The sequence below is a fragment of the Arthrobacter monumenti genome, assembly GCF_054511255.1.
Genome location: NZ_JBTNCY010000001.1, coordinates 447,122 through 465,260 on the forward strand (window position 1 = coordinate 447,122; position 18,139 = coordinate 465,260).

General features: G+C 62.3%; 15 protein-coding genes and 2 tRNA genes. 13 read left to right on the forward strand and 4 right to left on the reverse strand.

Annotation, left to right across the window (positions count from 1 at the left end; all coding sequences use genetic code 11):
• Window positions 1–94: 94 nt before the first annotated feature.
• Complete coding sequence (gene ilvD, locus ACX80B_RS02145) at window positions 95–1,786, reverse strand: dihydroxy-acid dehydratase (protein ID WP_459292543.1); 1,692 nt, start codon at window positions 1,784–1,786, stop codon at window positions 95–97.
• 469 nt (window positions 1,787–2,255) lie between these two features.
• Window positions 2,256–3,182: a LysR family transcriptional regulator gene (locus ACX80B_RS02150; protein ID WP_459292545.1), complete on the reverse strand. Its 927-nt coding sequence runs from the start codon at window positions 3,180–3,182 to the stop codon at window positions 2,256–2,258.
• Window positions 3,183–3,253: 71 nt separating this feature from the next.
• On the opposite strand from ACX80B_RS02150, the gene ACX80B_RS02155 reads away from it, so the two are divergent.
• From ACX80B_RS02155 to ACX80B_RS02175, 5 genes are all read left to right on the forward strand, one after another.
• Window positions 3,254–3,436: a hypothetical protein gene (locus ACX80B_RS02155; protein ID WP_459292547.1), complete on the forward strand. Its 183-nt coding sequence runs from the start codon at window positions 3,254–3,256 to the stop codon at window positions 3,434–3,436.
• Window positions 3,437–3,558: 122 nt separating this feature from the next.
• Complete coding sequence (locus ACX80B_RS02160) at window positions 3,559–4,065, forward strand: YbaK/EbsC family protein (RefSeq protein WP_459292549.1); 507 nt, start codon at window positions 3,559–3,561, stop codon at window positions 4,063–4,065.
• A gap of 3 nt (window positions 4,066–4,068) precedes the next feature.
• Window positions 4,069–4,509 (forward strand): hypothetical protein, encoded by a 441-nt coding sequence (locus ACX80B_RS02165; protein WP_459292551.1) that lies wholly within the window; start codon window positions 4,069–4,071, stop codon window positions 4,507–4,509.
• A 96-nt stretch (window positions 4,510–4,605) separates the two neighbouring features.
• Entirely contained in the window at window positions 4,606–5,148 is a 543-nt protein-coding gene (locus tag ACX80B_RS02170) for a gluconokinase (protein ID WP_459292553.1), read from the forward strand.
• A gap of 79 nt (window positions 5,149–5,227) precedes the next feature.
• Window positions 5,228–6,622 (forward strand): GntP family permease, encoded by a 1,395-nt coding sequence (locus ACX80B_RS02175; protein ID WP_459292554.1) that lies wholly within the window; start codon window positions 5,228–5,230, stop codon window positions 6,620–6,622.
• Between the two features lie 8 nt (window positions 6,623–6,630).
• Here the strand turns inward: ACX80B_RS02175 and ACX80B_RS02180 are convergent, their stop codons facing one another.
• Window positions 6,631–7,584, reverse strand: coding sequence for a 2-hydroxyacid dehydrogenase (locus ACX80B_RS02180; RefSeq protein ID WP_459292863.1), 954 nt, complete (start codon window positions 7,582–7,584; stop codon window positions 6,631–6,633).
• 136 nt (window positions 7,585–7,720) lie between these two features.
• On the opposite strand from ACX80B_RS02180, the gene ACX80B_RS02185 reads away from it, so the two are divergent.
• The 3 genes from ACX80B_RS02185 (at window position 7,721) to ACX80B_RS02195 (ending at window position 9,794) form a co-directional block, all read left to right on the forward strand.
• On the forward strand, window positions 7,721–8,440 hold the full coding sequence (locus ACX80B_RS02185; protein ID WP_459292556.1) for a hypothetical protein: 720 nt from the start codon (window positions 7,721–7,723) through the stop codon (window positions 8,438–8,440).
• Window positions 8,409–9,608: a PQQ-dependent sugar dehydrogenase gene (locus ACX80B_RS02190; protein WP_459292558.1), complete on the forward strand. Its 1,200-nt coding sequence runs from the start codon at window positions 8,409–8,411 to the stop codon at window positions 9,606–9,608. The genes ACX80B_RS02185 and ACX80B_RS02190 overlap by 32 nt, the downstream gene beginning before the upstream one ends.
• 113 nt (window positions 9,609–9,721) lie before the next feature.
• Window positions 9,722–9,794 (forward strand) — tRNA-Lys (locus ACX80B_RS02195).
• Between the two features lie 81 nt (window positions 9,795–9,875).
• On the opposite strand, the gene ACX80B_RS02200 is transcribed toward ACX80B_RS02195, so the two are convergent.
• The gene (locus ACX80B_RS02200) at window positions 9,876–10,490 is read right to left on the reverse strand and encodes a MarR family winged helix-turn-helix transcriptional regulator (protein WP_459292560.1); all 615 of its coding nucleotides are present in this window, start codon (window positions 10,488–10,490) and stop codon (window positions 9,876–9,878) included.
• A gap of 111 nt (window positions 10,491–10,601) precedes the next feature.
• Here ACX80B_RS02200 and bcp point away from each other — a divergent pair, with 111 nt between their 5' ends.
• The 5 genes from bcp (at window position 10,602) to ACX80B_RS02225 (ending at window position 18,118) form a co-directional block, all read left to right on the forward strand.
• Window positions 10,602–11,072 carry a thioredoxin-dependent thiol peroxidase gene (gene bcp / locus ACX80B_RS02205; protein ID WP_459292562.1) on the forward strand — a complete coding sequence of 157 codons (471 nt, stop codon included), beginning with the start codon at window positions 10,602–10,604 and terminating at the stop codon, window positions 11,070–11,072.
• A gap of 148 nt (window positions 11,073–11,220) precedes the next feature.
• A tRNA-Leu gene (locus ACX80B_RS02210) sits at window positions 11,221–11,305 on the forward strand.
• 236 nt (window positions 11,306–11,541) lie between these two features.
• A complete protein-coding gene (locus ACX80B_RS02215) occupies window positions 11,542–13,233 on the forward strand; it encodes an ABC transporter substrate-binding protein (protein ID WP_459292564.1) in 1,692 nt (563 codons plus the stop codon).
• Between the two features lie 108 nt (window positions 13,234–13,341).
• Window positions 13,342–14,814 (forward strand): malate:quinone oxidoreductase, encoded by a 1,473-nt coding sequence (locus ACX80B_RS02220; RefSeq protein ID WP_459292566.1) that lies wholly within the window; start codon window positions 13,342–13,344, stop codon window positions 14,812–14,814.
• A gap of 31 nt (window positions 14,815–14,845) precedes the next feature.
• Window positions 14,846–18,118, forward strand: coding sequence for an efflux RND transporter permease subunit (locus ACX80B_RS02225; RefSeq protein ID WP_459292568.1), 3,273 nt, complete (start codon window positions 14,846–14,848; stop codon window positions 18,116–18,118).
• Window positions 18,119–18,139: the final 21 nt, after the last annotated feature.

Below are 18,139 nucleotides of genomic sequence, written 5' to 3' on the forward strand. Positions count from 1 at the left end.
TTTCAGTCCACTGCAACGGCGACGACGGCGGCACCACCAGTGGGTGCCGCTGCCGTCAACTGCCAGTCGGCCGCCTGCGACCGACATCGGAAGGTCAGCCGCAGTACGCGCCTTCGGCTGCAGAGTGCACCAGCTTCGCGTACTTGGCGAGCACACCCTTGTGGTAAATGTGCGGGACCGGTTCCCAACCAACACGGCGCTTGGTCAACTCAGCCTCGTCCACATCCAGGTCGATGCTGCGGTTGGCAATGTCCACACGGATGTTGTCGCCATCGCGGACCAGGGAAATCGGCCCGCCGTCGACCGCTTCGGGTGCAACGTGGCCGATACACAGTCCGGTCGTTCCGCCGGAGAAGCGTCCATCGGTGAGCAGTAGAACGTCCTTGCCCAGACCCGCGCCTTTAATGGCGCCGGTGATCGCGAGCATTTCCCGCATGCCCGGACCGCCCTTGGGGCCTTCGTAGCGGATCACAATGACATCGCCGGGATTGATCTCGCCGGCCTCCAGCGCGGCCATCGCCGGCTGCTCCCGCTCGAACACCCGCGCCGGGCCCTCAAACACTTCAGCGTCGAATCCGGCGGTCTTCACGACAGCACCGTCGGGTGCCAGTGAGCCCTTCAGCACGGCCACGCCACCATTGTGGTGAAGCGGGTTGTCCATGGAACGCAGGATTTTTCCATCCAGGTCCGGTGGGTTGATGGCCTCGAGGTTCTCCGCCAGGGTCTTGCCGGTGACGGTGAGCGCATCGCCGTGCAGCAGTCCGGCGTCGAGCAGCGCACGCATGACGACCGGCACTCCCCCGACCTGGTCGACGTCGGTCATTACATACTGGCCAAACGGCTTCAGGTCACCGAGGTGCGGAATCTTGTCGCCGATCCGGTTGAAGTCATCCAGCGTGAGGTCGACCTCAGCCTCGCGTGCAATGGCGAGCAGGTGCAGCACGGCGTTGGTGGAGCCGCCGAAGGCCATGACGACGGCGATCGCGTTCTCGAATGCCTTGCGGGTCATGATGTCCCGGGCGGTAATGCCGAGGCGGAGCAATTCGACGACGGCCTCGCCGGACCGGCGGGCGAAAAGGTCGCGGCGGCGGTCTGCCGATGGCGGAGCAGCCGAACCGGGCAGGGACATGCCGAGCGCCTCGCCGACGCAGGCCATCGTGTTGGCCGTGTACATTCCGCCGCAGGCTCCTTCGCCCGGGCAGATGGCCCTTTCGATCGTGTCCAGGTCCTTGCGGCTCATCTTGCCGCGGGCGCATGCACCGACGGCCTCGAAGGCGTCGATCAGCGTGACCTGCTTTTCCGAACCGTCCTCCAGCTTGGCATAGCCAGGCATGATGGAACCGGCGTAAAGGAAGACGCTCGCCAGATCCAGCCGGGCGGCAGCCATCAGCATGCCGGGCAGGGACTTGTCGCAGCCGGCGAGCAGCACCGAGCCGTCAATCCGCTCGGCCTGCATCACCGTCTCGACGGAGTCCGCAATCACCTCACGGGAGACCAGGGAAAAGTGCATGCCCTCATGTCCCATGGAAATGCCGTCCGAGACCGAAATGGTGCCGAACTGCATCGGGAATCCGCCATTGGCATGCACGCCTTCTTTGGCGCCCTGGGCCAGGCGGTCGAGGGAAAGATTGCAGGGCGTAATTTCGTTCCAGGAACTCGCCACACCAATCTGCGGCTTGGCGAAATCCTCATCCCCCATTCCGACGGCGCGCAGCATGCCTCGTGCTGGCGCGCGTTCCATACCATCTGTGACTTGCCGGCTTCTGGGTTTGATATCCACGCTCATGATTCAAAGACTACGCCGACGCTCCGACAGCCTTCGAATCGGGACAGAATATTTCGCCCCTGTGAACTATTTCCGCCTCAGGCAGCCGCCAACCCAGCCTGCCGGCCACGGTCGCCCATAGCCGGCCCGCCGGTCATCTCTTCTTCAGGGCACGCTTAATCTTTCCGCCGATGCCGCCCGTTTCGCCGTGCGTGCTCCCGCCGGCACCGCGTGGTTTCATACCGCCGAAGCCGCTGGTGCGTCCTGCGCCCGTGGGGCCTCCCGTACCCGGAGTTCGTCCCACGCCACGACCGGTCGTATGCCCGGTAGCGCCTTTTCCTTTGCCCGCGTACTTGTCTGCAGCGCTTTTAATCCTGCTCGTCCAACCCATGGTTTGCTCCCTATGGCCCGGTCGTGCCTGCGGGCGGAATGCCAACAGGTCACAGCTACATAATAAATCCTGGGCGGCCCTGTGGAGCTATTAAAGTTGTCAGTTTTCCACCATTTCGACGTCGTCAGCCACGTTCCGCGCGACGCGTTTGAGCATGCCGAGCACCTGCCGGACGGTGGTGCGCTCGGCGACGTCGGTCCGTGCCAGCGCGACGATACTGCGTCCTGCTTTTACACCTTCCAGGGGCCGGAGCACATAGCCGCGGCCACCACTGGCCAACGCCGTATATCGGGGCAGGAAGGCCAGCCCATGTCCCGCGCTGACCAACGCCTCCATCACGCGAAGGTCGGGGTAACGCTGCGATCTAGTAGCGAGCCGGCCGGTCTTTGCCTCCACCTGCGACAGAATCGCGTCAAACGGGTAACCGTGCGGAACGCCGATCCAAGTGTAATCGACAATGTCCTCAGGCGTCAGCCTTGATTTTTCCGCCAGTGGGTGCGACGTCGGCATCGCCACATCCAGAGGTTCACGCAGCAATGGAACGACGACGACGCCGGGCTGGGCGAAGACATCCGACCCCAGCCCGCTGTGGGCCACCACGAAGTCATAATCCGCCGTCAGAGGCACGAAACCGGCAACCATCGGATCCTGATGGAAAGCGTCGAACTGCAGTCCTTCGATCTCCTTGATCCGGTGCAGGAGCCCCGGCAGGAACATCTCCGCCGAACTGGGAAAGAATGCGGCCCGGATCTGCGTCTGCCAACCCTTGCGGTAGAAGTCGACCGTCGCCTGGGCCCGCTCCATCGCCGTCGAAACTTCAGAGGCTGCCGCGGCCATGGCGAGTCCGGCTTCGGTGAGTTTGACGCCTCTGCCCTCACGCTCGACAAGGGCAATACCGACCTCTTCCTGCAGCACTTTCAGCTGCTGGGAGACGGCCGAAGCTGTGATGTTCATCGCGTCGGCCGTGGCACCGACAGTGCCCCGGTCGGCAAGTTCCCTGAGAATGCGCAGGCGGCGGAGATCCATGTAGCTATCCTACACAATAGGATAAGTTAAGTGAGCTTGTGCTAAACATAAGAACTTCCGACACTTAACCTATGACTGCCGCACTGATTCTCCCGATCCTGACTATCCTCGCCCTCGCCGTTGCCGTGTACCGCATCTTCGCCTTCCTGCGTGCCGACCGCATGCTCCAGCCCTCTCCGGTCTACCCCAACTGGGACAACACCGACGCTCCCGCCAGCCCTGTGCAGGCCGAGACCCTTCGCCCCCGCTTCTGACGTATTGCGGGCGTGAGGATGCACCTCCGCCCGGCGGCTGACACCAATTAGCTGACTACAGCGCCGGTACTCCCCGGGTAATATCCGCGGAGTGCACGGCGCTTTTTTCATAGACTGGCTTCATGAGCAACTCCGACCCGGACGAAACCGTGCAGCCGCCAGCTTCCCAGCACCGGAATGTGCGGAAGGTCGTGGCGGCGCTCGAAGCAGCCGGGCACCACACAGACATCACCATCCTGCCGGACCGGGTCCACACCGCCGCCCTCGCAGCGGCTGCGCAGGGGGTCGACGTCGGCGCCATCGCCAATTCATTGGTCTTCACCCTCGACGGCGAGCCGGTGCTGATCATGACCTCCGGCAGCCACCGTGTGGATACGGAAATGGTCGGACGGCAGCTGGGCGGTAGGCTTAAGCGCGCAAGTGCGGATGTGGTCCGCCAGGCGACCGGGCAACCGATTGGGGGCGTTGCGCCGCTGGGCCATCCGGCTCCAGTCCGTACCTTCGTGGACCGTACGCTGGAGCAGTACCCGGAAATCTGGGCAGCCGCTGGCCATCCGAACACCGTCTTTCCCACCGACTATCAGCAATTGCTCCGGCTCACAGGCGGCCGGGCAATCGAGGTTTGCTAAGAAATGACATCCAGCGACGAATTCAAGGATGCCCTGCGCGGAATTTTTGACAGCCAGATACCCAATTACGGGGATTACAACCTGGTCTATGCCTCAAACGAGCGCTCCGGAGACAACGGAAAGGAATCGCACGGCGGGCGTGCGCCCAAGTACTACGTTGTCGGTTACCGGTGGCAACCGGCTGAAATCGTCGTCGCACCGTTTAACGGCAGGACACTGACCCCAGGCGGGGATCCGACAGAAATCAATATGACCAATCTGTCCCACGCCTTCGAATTGGCCGACGGTGACTACGAGGTCGGCACCAGCACCGGCAAGACATTCCGGTTCGGCGTCGAGCCGTACGGCGGCATACCGTCGTCGGAAGCAGAGCACACCGTCGACCAGCGCGAGGATCACGAGGACTTCGTAGCCTTCATGACCGCTTTCGTGGCAATGGCCTGAGTTTCCCTTTTATCCACAACGCCTGCGCGTCCCATTGCGGGCCTCTCTCATGTGGTGATACTACTCAAGAGAAGCACGCCCAACGGAGGGAGCCCCATGGCTGGAGGCCCAAAGACGACCGCACTCGTAGTTATGGGTCCATCCGGGACCGGCAAGACCACCGTTGCTGAATTGCTCGGCGAACGGCTGGGCTGGGCCACTTTCGAAGCCGACGAGTTTCATCAGCCTGCCAACATCGACAAGATGACCCGCGGCATCCCCCTGACCGACGAGGACCGGTGGCCATGGCTTCGGAGCATCCGTGATCATCTTTCCGAACAGGAGGACAAAGAGCAGAACTCTGTCGTGACTTGTTCGGCTCTCAAACGGGTCTACCGCGACGTGCTGCGTGAAACCAGCGCGAAGGTGATTTTCATCGAGCTGACCGGTCCTATCGATCTGATTGCCGAGCGGATGGAAGGCCGCAGCGGTCATTTCATGCCGAAGTCCCTGCTGCAATCCCAGTTCGACACGTTGGAGGAACTCGCCCCCGAGGAGGCCGGGGTGAAGGCCGACGTCTCTAACACTCCCGACGAGATCGTCGCGAAAGTCCTTAAAGAGCTGAACCTCGATTCACAGGCGTCAGCCGGCGGACCCTGACTCCCCTCTTTAACCCAACGACTACAACCAACACCAACTCCATCAGCCAGAAGCACACAATGCGGCAAAGGAAACAGGTATGGAAATCGAAAACTGGACGCAGGCGTTGGGGACAGCACCGCTGCTCCTGATCGCTGCCGCAGCAGTAGCCCTGCTGCTGTTCCTGATCATGAAGGTGCGGATGCACGCGTTCGTCGCGCTCATCCTGGTCAGCTTGATTACGGCCTTCGTCACCGGCATCCCGCCCAGCAGCATCGTCGATGTGCTGATATTCGGTTTCGCGGACACCATAGCCAGCGTCGCGTTGCTGGTCGGCCTGGGTGTCATGCTCGGCCGGATGGTTGAGGTCAGTGGTGGTGCCCAGATACTCGCCGAGACCCTGCTGGGAAAGTTTGGTGAAAAACGGGCGCCGTTGGCCCTCGGCGTTGCCTCCCTGATCTTCGGTTTCCCGGTCTTCTTCGACGCCGGTCTGGTAGTCATGCTGCCGGTAGTCTTCGCCGTTGCTCGCAGGCTCGGTGGAAGCCTCCTGCTCTATGGGCTTCCCGCGGCAGGTGCATTCTCCGTTATGCACGTCTACGTTCCGCCTCACCCCGGTCCTGTCGCCGCGGCCGGACTGCTGGACGCCAACGTGGGTATCCTGTTGCTGGTGGGTCTCGTTGTCGCCCTCCCGACCTGGTATCTCAGCAGCTACTTGTTTGGTATCTGGACGGGTAAGCGCATTGACGTGGCGGTTCCTGATTTCATCAGCGGCGGTAAGGAAGCCCCGCACGACGACAACCCGCCCAAGGCAATGACCGTGGTGCTGATCCTGTTGCTGCCGATCCTTCTGATCACTTTCAACACGGTCCTCGACACGCTGGGAACCTCCGGCATCGTGAACGAGGAAGCCAACTGGGTAGGTGTGCTGTCGACACTTGGCGCCACCCCGGTCGCATTGCTGATCGCGGTGCTGGTTGCAATGTATGTGCTGGGAACGCGCCGTGGCCGCAACAGGGAAACGATCGAGAAACTGCTTGACTCTTCACTCGGCCCGATTTGTGCGATCATCCTGATTACCGGTGCAGGCGGAATGTTCGGTGGAGTTCTCGTCACCAGTGGTGTTGGCGATGCCCTGGCCGGTTCGCTGGAGAACATCGGATTGCCGGTGATTGTGGCCGGCTTCGTAGTCTCCACACTCATACGCGTCGCCCAGGGATCGGCCACTGTCGCCTTGGTTACCTCGGCGGCCCTGATGCAGCCCCTGTTGGCGGGCGGAGACTACAGCGCCCTCCAGATCGTCGCTGTCGTGCTCGCGCTCAGTGCCGGTTCGGTCATGCTCAGCCATGTCAACGACTCCGGATTCTGGCTGGTCGGCAAGTTCTTCGAGATGGATGTGAAAACCACGTTGAAGACCTGGACCGTGATGGAGACGATCATCGGACTTATCGGTTTCGGTATCGCATCCATCCTCTTCATGATCGGGGCTGCCGGCTAGCGAAACGGTCAGGCAAAGGGCCCGGGACGCACCAGATTCTCCAAACCCTGCCCGCTGGCCAGTTGGCCGAACTGCGATTTCAACAACTTCACGATCCGCGGTGAGAAGGCCGATGTATTGCCTCCATTGTGGGGAGTAATCAGGGCGCCTTCGGCCTTCCACAGCGGGTGATCCTCCGGGATTGGTTCCGGATCGAATACGTCAAGAGCCGCCCGCAACCTGCCGGATAACACCTCAGCGGTCAGCGCCTCCGAATCCACCACTGCCCCGCGGGCCACGTTTACAACCAGTGCACCATCCGGCATGGCCGCCAGCACCTCGGCGCTGATCAATTGATGCGTCGCCTTCGACAGCGGCGTAATGACAACCATGACTTCGGTCTTCCCTGCCAGCTCCACGAGTTCGTCCGCGCCATGGACGTGACCGCCGTCGTCGTCCCTCGCCGTGCTGCCAACCCGTGTCAGTTCAACCTCGAACGGTTCCAGCCGTTTCGCGATCTCCTGCCCAATGCCGCCCACACCGACCAACAGCACTTTCCTGTCCGCCAGTGAAAGCCACCGCTGCGGGTTCCAGCGCGACTCGGCCTGATCTTTAACCGCGGTATCGATGCCGCGCAGCGAAGCGAGCATCAGCGCAACGGCCAGCTCCGCCGTCGACGCCGCGTGCACTCCGGCGGCACTGGCAACGGCGACATCCTCGCCGACAGCCTGCGGAACGCCGTCGTAACCAGTCGTCTGTGTGTGCACCAATTTCAGGTTCGGCGCGGTGGCGAGGGCGTCCAAATTCTTTGCCCCCATATAAGGAAGTACGACGGCGTCAATTTCCTCGAGCGCCACATCTTCGGGCTGATTCTGCAAATCCCAAACAGCGGCGCGCATTCCTTCAGGCAGCGGCCGAACCGCTTCCAGCAATTCCCGGTCGGGAAATGTAACGGTCTTTATGATCTGTTCGCTCAGTGCCATAACAGCTACTTTAACCACGGCGGCGGGAACCGCTGAATCCGGCGTCTCAAGCGCGGAAGGTCTGGACATGAACCCTGCTGGGTCGTAGGTTCAGGGTTAAGGCAATTACGCCGGACCCAACAGAAGGGCTTTTGTCATGGAGTGGATTATCTGGATTCTCGTAATCATTGCGGTGGTGTCGATTGTTGTATGGATGCTGCGGAAGAATTCCGGTCCGGCTTCGGGTGGCAACTCGCCTGAACAGCGCCATCCGGGAAATCAGCCAGGGTCCGGTGCCAATGAACCGATTGTCGAGGCCGGACCACCGGTAAGCAACACTCCCGCAGCCGGCACAGCCGGAGCCGGCGCCGCTGGCTCAGTAACCGCAGCCGGAGCAGAGCGGGATACCAATGCCGCCACTGCCAATGACGAGCGCTGGCAGACCGCTTCGTCTGACCCTGTCGACCGCCCCACCGCGCCGGACCGCGGCTCACGCCACACCACGGCCGCTGACGGAACCGTCGACGATACCGCCGGACGGGGTGCTGTGCCAGCTGCCGGGCAGGAGGATGAACACAACGCGATGGGCCGGCACAACCTCGGCGAAGACCTCCCGGGCGACCGGGACGATGACAGCCTTGGCTCAGCCAATATCGGTGAAGATCAACCGGGAGATCCGGATTACGACAGCATGGGTTCGAGCAATATCGGCGGACCAAAGACCGAGCGCGGACACCACAGTCTCGGTTCACATAACCTCGGCGAAGGCGATGATGCGGCAGTAGAGGACCCCACTCCCCCTAGTACCCGCCGCCAGACCAGGCAGGACGCGCAGGAGAACGGGAATGACTCTGACCGGGACAAGGGAACGCCCTAATCCCCTGCCGGCACGACGGCGGAGCTGGCTCGCCGCCGCGGCCATCGCCGTCGTCGTGCTCTCCGGCTGCAGCTCGCCGGATCCGATCGCGCCCAACGCACCCGAAAGCACCGGTTCGGCGTCCTCGAACGGCGACGGCGGCGCACAAGTTCCTTCCACTCCCGGATCATCAGAAAACACCCCGCCCGAAACCGGCACCGGTGTCCTGGCCGGTCAGCTGACAGTCACCGGCACGGTAGTCGATGGGCTCAGCTCGCCGTGGTCGATGGCACTCCTGCCGAACGGAACGGTCTTGCTCTCCGAGCGCGATACCGCCGCCATTAAGCTCATCGACGACGGCGTAGCCAGCATGGTCGGAACAGTGGCCAACGTTCAGCCCGGCGGCGAAGGCGGCCTGCTCGGCATCGCGGTTGCCCCCACCTTCGAGCAGGACCGCTACCTCTACGCGTATTACACGAGCGCCAACGACAACCGGATCGTCCGGATGAAGTACGACGGGACAGGTGCGGACGGCGGACTCGGTGAGCAGGAAGTGCTGCTGGACGGCATCCCAAAGTCGTTCATCCACAACGGCGGCCGGATCAAGTTCGGTCCGGATGGAATGCTGTATGCCGGCACCGGCGATGCCACTCTGCAGAACGAAGCACAGGACGAGGATTCGCTGGCCGGCAAAATCCTGCGGCTCTCCCCCGACGGCGAACCGGCGGAAGGAAATCCGTACGGCGACAATCCGGTCTACAGTCTCGGACACCGCAATGTGCAGGGACTCGCATGGGACTCCGCTGGGCGGCTGTGGGCCAGTGAATTCGGTCCTGACATCGATGACGAGCTGAACCTGATTGAACCCGGAAACAATTACGGCTGGCCGGACGTCACCGGAGCACCCGGTGTTGAGGGATTCGTCGATGCGCAGGTGGTGTGGCCTTCAACGGCCACGTCATCCCCCAGCGGGATGACCATAGTCGACGACATTGCCTACATTGGTGGTTTGCGTGGACAACGGCTGTGGGAAGTCCCGCTGAACGACGGCGCCGCGGGGAACCCGATCAGCCACTTCCGGGACGAATATGGACGGCTCCGGGATGTCATCACTGGCCCGGCAGGCGCGTTGTGGGTCGTCACCGACGGGGCGGAAAATCAGCGGATTCTCCGTGTCGAGGGACGTTGATCACACCTGCTCAAACCGATTTCCCTCCCGGGGAAAATTCCTGCTAGTGTTACTTGTCGTTGCCGCAATTCATCAGCCTGGCTCACGCCGGAAATTGGATTGCGGAACGAGATGCGCCTCTAGCTCAATTGGCAGAGCAATTGACTCTTAATCAATGGGTTCCGGGTTCGAGTCCCGGGGGGCGCACAGCGAAAAAGACCGTCTGACCAGGCGTTATGCCCGGTCGGACGGTCTTTCTTTTTTCCACACACGACGGCGGTGAGTGGCTTAGGACTCGTTGTGGCCGGTGGTCCCGTTCTTTTGCTTAAGAACACCAAGTTCGTCGTCATTCTCTGGTGGAGAATCCGCCGGAAGTTCCTCCGCCAGCTTCTTCTTGGCGCTTTCCTCCAACTCGGGTGGAGTTCCCGCCACCGGAGCGGCATGCTTGACGGCCTCTTCGACACCTTTGTCCGAGTTGAGGTCCCAGCGGGAGTCAGCCAACGACTTGATAACGGCCTGCAACTTGCCCCTCAGATCGTCCGATGAGAGCTGGCCACCCGGAACGAGTGACTTTTCAAGGTGCTGCGCCGAACCGAGCACCGATCGCCCATGATCAGTGATCGACACCTGGTGGCTGCGTCTGTCCTGGCTGCTGCGCACACGTTCAATGTGCCCGTAGGTTTCGAGGCGCGATAAAGTTTTGCCCATGGTCTGAGCCTGCACATGCACGATTTGGGCAAGCTGAGCCTGCGTCATCGTGCCGTGGCCGGCAAGCACTTCCAGAGCAATTACCCCAGCGTGGGTGACCCCGATGCTTGCCAGCTGCTCGTTCCACGCATGCTCAACAAGACGCGCTGCGGTCGAGAGAAGGCGGCCTGTAGGCCACAATTCCATATCTGGCATACTTGCCACTATAACCCGCAAGAGGGCCTAAATCGCCCAAAACTGCTAAGTAACCTTATATTTATTTGGATTGAGTTCCTGGCACAGCCGAATCCGACCGCAGGGAGAACTATGAGCGACCGACTTTCCACAGGCGATGCAGCACCCGAATTCACACTGAATGATTCGACCGGTCAGACCGTGTCCCTCCCGGATTTCCGCGGCAGCAACGTCGTCGTTTATTTCTACCCCGCAGCCTCCACGCCAGGTTGCACGACTGAGGCCTGTGACTTCCGGGACAACCTGAATTCGTTGAAGTCCGCAGGATATACCGTGCTAGGCATATCACCGGACCCGGAGAAGAAGATCGCGAAATTCGTGGAGGAACAGTCCTTGAATTTCCCGCTCCTGTCGGACGAAGACCATTCTGTCGCGGAAGCTTGGGGCGCCTGGGGCGAAAAGAAGAACTATGGAAAAGTTTACGAAGGCCTGATCCGTTCGACCGTAGTGGTCGACGGCGATGGCAAGGTTGCGTTGGCGCAGTACAACGTGAAAGCCAAGGGACACGTCGAAAAACTGCGGCGGGACCTCAAGCTGGACTGACCGGTCAGCCGCACCTATCGGCCGTCTTCCGGAACCGGTTATCTCTCTGGCTCCGGAGGCCCATTTTCTGATCCTGGCTGCTCTGTCCAAACGGGTAGACTGGGGTCTGGCATTCAACCGCGACGAAATCGTTCCGGTTTTTGCCAATGCGCGAGTGGTGAAATTGGTATACACGCCAGATTTAGGTTCTGGTGTCTTCGGACGTGCGGGTTCAAGTCCCGCCTCGCGCACCAACCAGAAACTTTTCCTGTCCAACCCATCCGGTTGAGCCAAGGCTCCGAAGTACCTTTACTACATATCTGTGGCGGGTATGTAGTGAGACTCCCTGAATCGACTCCTCTTATTGATCAGGGACAATGGGGCGGACGTTTCAGGCAGGGGGCCGGGGCGTCCGCTCCTCCACGTCATCGAGCCGCCGTCCTTTACACTAAAGAGTCGAGGATTTGGGGGCAGACGAGGTGATAACACAGTGCGACGAACGGTGTGGCAACGCGCACTGCTGAAGGTCGCCGTCGTCGGTACAGCATTGTCCCTCGCTGCCTGCACACCTCCCGTCGATCCGCCGGCCCCGGGCGGAAGCCGCGGCCCTGCCACCATCACCGGTTCCGGCAGCTCAGCACCCGAAGTCGACACCACCTTTACGTTTGCCACGGCCGCCCGGCCTGCCGGACTGGATCCAGCATTGGAAGTCGATGCGGAGTCGTACCGCGTCACCCGCCAGGTCCTCGAAACCCTCGTTGGAGTGGACCCGGTCACCGGAGGGCCCATCCCGAACCTGGCCACCAGCTGGAGCCAAGACGACGACGGGCTCTCCTATACGTTCGAACTCCGCGAAGGCGTCACCTTCCACGACGGCACCGAATTCAACGCCGAGGCGGTCTGCGCCAATTTTGAGCGCTGGTTCACTCTTCCGGAACGGGTGCGGGACGAACGGGCCGGGCTGCAGTTCCAAACAGTCTTCAAAGGCTTTGCCGACACGCCCGAACTGTCTATCTATCAGGACTGCATCGTGGACGGTCCCCTGCGGGTCAGCATTGAACTCGACGAGCGCTATACCGGCCTCATCCGCGCGCTCACCATGCCCGCGTTCGGCATCTCCTCCCCCACTGCGCTCAAAGCCAAGGAAGCCGACGTCTTGAGCGAAAAACGCGGGGCCCGGAAACTTTCCAGATATGCGATGCATCCGGTCGGTACCGGGCCTTTCACCCTCGAATCCTGGGCGGGCGACGACGTCGTGCTTGAGTCTTATCCGGGTTACTGGGGGGACCGCGGCCAGGTCCGGAAAGTCATCTTCACGACGATCTCCGACCCGGCACTCCGGCTTGAAGCCCTCAAGGACGGGCGCGTCGACGGCTACGATCTGGTTACCGTCGACAATTTCGAACCGCTGACCCGTGCCGGCATGAAGGTGCTGCTCAGGGACCCGTTCTCCGTTTTGTACATGGGTATCAACCAGGGTTACGAACCCCTCGATGACCCGCTGGTCCGGGAAGCCATGGCCCATGCGGTGGATAAGCAGGCCATCGTTGAGGATTTGTTTATCGACGGCACCGAAACGGCCCACAGCTTCCTGCCGCAGATTTTCGACATGCAGGCCGCCGAATCGCCGTCGTACGAATACGACTTGCAGGAGGCCAAGGCACTTTTGGAAGAGTCCAGCTACGACGGTGAAGAAATCCCGTTCTACTATCCGCTGGACGTCACCCGCGCCTATTTGCCCAGCCCGGAAAAGGTCTACGCCAAGCTCAGCCGCCAGCTCACCGCAGCGGGATTCAATCTGGAACCTGTCCCGATTGAGTGGTCGGACGGCTACCTGCAAAAGGTTCAGTCGGACGGGCCGCACGGGCTCCACCTCCTCGGCTGGAGTGGAAGCTACCGGGACCCGGACAATTTCGTCAGTCCGCTGTTCCGGGCCGAAACGGAGGAGTTCGGTTTCTCCAACCCCCAGTTGTTCAGCATGATCGACCGGGCGCGCAAGCTGCCCATCGGCGAAGAACGGGTGGAGGCCTACAAGGAGATCCAGGAAGCAGTCGCCGACGGGATACCGGCCGTTCCGCTTGCCTATCCCATTTCGGCACTCGCGCTCTCGCCGCGGGTGGAAAGCTACCCGGTCAGCCCGGTTCTGGATGAAGTCTTTAACGACATCGTCCTGGTCGAATAGCCAGCCGTCAGGGCGGTGGCGAATTTATGGATCGGGCGGCCTGCGCGGTACGCTCATTAGGCTAGCGCCGTGCCATTGGAGAAGAATTTGACTGCCAGGACCCATGCTGTGAAACACACCAAAACTGCCGACGTCGTTCTTATTGGCGGCGGCATCATGAGCGCCACGTTGGGCTCCATTATCCGGCAACTGGAACCGGGTTGGGATATTTCGTTGTACGAGCGCCTGGACCGGGCAGGGATGGAAAGCTCGGACCCCTGGAACAACGCCGGCACCGGACACTCCGCCCTCTGCGAGCTGAATTACAGCCCTGCGTCAGCCGACGGTTCGGTCGACCCCGCCAAGGCGATCAAGATCAACGAACAGTTCCAGGTCTCCCGCCAGTTCTGGTCGCACATGGTCGCGGGTGGCCACATCGGCGCGCCCCGCAAATTCATCAATCCGATTCCGCACATGAGCTTCGTCTGGGGCGATGGCCCGGCCGACTATCTGCGCCGCCGGTACGATGCGCTGAAGCCACAGCCGCTGTTCGAGACGATGGAGCACTCGGAAGACCACGCCAAGCTGGCGGAATGGACCCCGCTGGTGATGGGCGGCCGTGATCCGCAGCAGCGCGTCGCCGCATCCCGGGTGGCAGGCGGAACCGACATTGACTTCGGCTCCCTGACCCGTGAGTTGACCGGCTTCATGGAGAAGAACGACGTCGACCTCAACTTCGGCACGGATGTCACCGACGTCGCCCGGGGAACGGATGGCCGCTGGGAAGTCTCGGTCAAGGACCGGGCAACCGACGAGGAAACCACCGTCCGGGCACGTTTCGTCTTCATCGGCGCCGGCGGCGGTGCCCTGCATCTGCTGCAGCAGACCGGCATTCCCGAGGGCAAAGGCTTCGGCGGTTTCCCGGTCGGCGGGCAGTTCCTGCGCTGCGGTAATGAAGAGATCGTCAATCAGCACAACGCCAAAGTCTACGGCCAGGCCTCCGTCGGAGCACCGCCGATGTCTGTTCCGCACCTGGACACCAGGTTCGTCAATGGCAAGCGGTCCCTGCTCTTCGGTCCCTACGCCGGCTTCTCCACCAAGTTCCTCAAGCGCGGTTCCCTGCTCGACCTTCCGTTGTCCTTGCGGCCCAGCAACCTGATTCCCATGCTCGCGGTCGGCAAAGACAACATGGACCTGACCAAGTACCTGATCACGGAAGTACTCAAGAGCCGTGAGTCCAAAGACGAGGGCCTGAAGGATTACTACCCGCAGGCCAACGGCGACGCCTGGGAGTTGATCACCGCAGGCCAGCGTGTGCAGGTGATCAAGAAGCACCCCAAGAAGGGCGGCATCCTGCAGTTCGGCACGGAGATGATCACGTCCGCGGATGGATCCATCGGTGCCCTGCTCGGTGCCTCCCCCGGAGCTTCCACTGCGGCGCCGATCATGTTCGAGATGCTGGAACGTTGCTTCCCGCAGCAGGCCGCGTCCTGGCAGCCCAAGCTCAAGGAAATGATCCCCGGCTACGGCGTGAAGCTGAACGAGAACCCACAACTGGCCCGTGAAATCATGTCCGAAACCGCCAAGGTCCTTCAGCTCTAGCCCTCAGCTCAAGTCCTCCTGAAAGACTTCCATGTTCCGATTGGCGAAACTATCGCTCGCTAACCGGGCGCTGATCGCGCTGATCACCGTTTTCGTCGCGGTGTTCGGCGTGATCTCCATGGGCTCGCTGAAGCAGGAGCTCATCCCGTCCCTGGAGTTCCCGCAGGTCACCGTCATTAGCTCTATGCCAGGTGCCTCGCCCCAGGTCGTCGACGAGCAGGTCAGCGAACCGCTCGAAAGCGCCCTGCAGGCCGTTGAAGGACTCGAATCCTCCAGCGCCACCTCCCGCACCGGCGTCTCCACCATCAACCTGACTTTCGCCTACGGGACCAATCTTGACCGCGCCCGCAGCCAGGTCGACCGCGCCATCTCCAACGCCGGACGGGAACTGCCCGACGACGTCGACCCCCAGCCGCTTGCCGGAAGTATCAGCGACTTCCCGATCCTGTTTATGGCAGTCTCGTCCAACGAATCGCTCAGCCAGCTGAAATCGGATCTGGAACGCCTAACAGTGCCTGCACTGCAGAAAATCGAAGGCGTACGCAGCGCTGAAGTCACCGGCGGTGCCACCCAGCACATCGAAATCCTGCCCGACGACGACGGCCTCGCCGCCACTGGATTGGCCGTTACCGATATTCGCGAGGCGTTGGAGAACAGCGGTGAACTGGTGCCGGTGGGCACGATCGAAGAGGGCGACAAGTCCCTCACCGTGCAAATCGGCAGTCCGCTCGACTCCCTCGAGGCCATCCGCTCGCTCCCCCTGCAAAGCGGCGACGCCGGTGCGGACGACCCGGGCACTGCCGCCGGCGGCCAAGGTTTCCCTGGCGATGGTTCAGTGCCTGGCCAGACTGAGTCGGCCTCCGGCGTCGTGACGATCGGCGACGTCGCGAGCGTAGACATTGTCGACGACGAAGCCACCTCGATCACCCGCACCAACGGCGAAGAAACCCTCGCCCTCTCCGTCACGAAGAAGCCCGACGGCGACACGGTGGCTATTTCGCATGCCATCACGGACATGCTCCCGCAGCTCGAAGCGGAGCTCGGATCCGGAGCCGAATTCACCACGATTTTCGACCAGGCTCCGTTCATCGAGCAGTCCATCGACGACCTGACCACCGAGGGCCTGCTGGGTCTGGCGTTCGCCGTCGTCGTCATCCTGGTTTTCCTGCTTTCCGTGCGCTCCACCCTGGTCACCGCGATCTCAATCCCGCTGTCGCTGCTGGTGACGTTCATCGGGCTTTACACATTCGGGTATTCGCTGAACATCATCACGCTGGGCGCGCTGACCATCTCGATCGGCCGGGTGGTGGATGACTCGATTGTGGTGATCGAAAACATCAAGCGTCACCTGAGCTACGGCGAGGAAAAGCGGCACGCCATCCTCACCGCCATCCGCGAAGTCGCCGGCGCCATCACCGCCTCGACGCTGACCACCGTCGCCGTGTTCCTGCCGATCGCGTTCGTCGGGGACCTGGCGGGCGAGCTGTTCCGGCCGTTCGCGCTGACTGTCACCATTGCGCTGCTCGGGTCGCTCGCCGTCGCGCTCACCATCGTTCCCGTGCTCGCCTACTGGTTCCTGAAAAGCCCCCGGCACGACGTCGATCCGGCCCAAGTGCGCACCGCAGCCGAGCAGCGGGAACGGAAATCCTGGCTGCAGCGCGGCTACCTGCCTGTCCTGGGCAAGACGCAGAAGCACCCCGTTATTACCCTGATCGCGGGCGTGCTGGTGCTGGGCGGAACGCTGGCGATGACTCCCCTGCTGCAGACGAACCTGTTGGGCGATTCCGGGCAGAACAGTTTCGGCATCACGCAGGCATTGCCGCCGGGGACAAGTCTGGAGACGACGTCGGAAGCGGCCGCGGATGTGGAGGATGTTCTCGCCGAGACCACCGGCATCAGAGAGGTGCAGGTGACGATCGGCAACGCCACCGGCGGATTTGCCGCCCAGGTTTCCGGTGGCGCCTCGGAGGCGAATTTCACCGTCATCACCGATCCGGAAGCAGACCAGCCTGCATTGCAGGACAGGGTCCGGCAGAACCTGGAGAATGAGGTCCCCGGCGATATCACCGTGTCCGCGGCGCGGGGTGGCTTCGGCACGGCAAGCAATATCGACGTCGACATCACCGCCTCCAACGCCGACGACCTGCGCGCGGCGACAGACGCCGTCGTCGACTCTGTCACCGGAGTCGATGGGGCAGGCGAGATCAGCAGCAATTTGTCCTCCTCGCAGCCGGTGGTGCAGGTGAACGTGGACCGCGCCGCTGCCGCCGAAGCCGGCCTGAACGAGGAGCAGATTTCCGGGCTGCTCGCTTCCACCGTCAGTCCGCTGCCCGCCGGAACGGTGCGCATCGAGACCGATAACTATCCGGTGCTGATCGGCGAGGGACGCGAATTCGACAGTGTCGACGAACTCCGGAACCTCCAGCTGCCCACCGCCTCCGGTCCGATCGCCCTGACCAGCGTCGCCGAGGTCCGGGAAGTCGAAATCCCGACCACCATCACAAGTTCCGACGGCCAACGCACCGCACGTGTATCGATCACTCCAGCCAACGACAACCTGGGTGCACTCAGCACGGAAATCCAGGAACGCGTGGATTCGGCGGACCTGCCGGCGGGGACGACGGCGACACTGGGCGGTGCGACGACGGAACAGGCGGAGTCGTTCGCACAACTGGGCCTGGCGCTGCTCGCCGCCGTCGCGATTGTCTACGTGATCATGGTGGCCACCTTCAAGTCGCTCGCGCAGCCGCTGATTCTGCTCGTGTCGGTGCCTTTCGCCGCGACGGGTGCCATCGCGCTGCTGCTGGTGACCCAGGTTCCGCTCGGGCTGCCCTCGCTGATCGGCATGCTGATGCTCGTCGGGATTGTCGTCACCAACGCGATTGTGCTGATCGACCTGATCAACCAGTACCGTCGGCCACACGATGGCTCACCGGGGATGTCCGTCGCGGACGCGATCACCCATGGCGCCCGGCAGCGTCTGCGGCCGATCCTGATGACTGCGCTGGCGACGATTTTCGCGCTGACACCCATGGCGTTGGGCCTGACGGGCGAGGGTGGTTTCATCTCGCAGCCGCTGGCTATCGTCGTCGTGGGCGGGCTGATTTCCTCAACCGCGCTGACGCTGATCCTGGTTCCGGTGTTGTACCGGCTGCTGGAGGGGCGGCGTGAACGGCGGGCTCTGGAGCGGGCCGAGCGCGAGGGGGACTCTGACGGCGACCATCGCGGGGGTGCCGACGGCGGCAGTCACCACCGCGGGCGCCATGCCTCCGTTTCGGATCCGGACGCTCCGGCTACGTCCTGATCGTGCGGTTCGGTCCGCTTT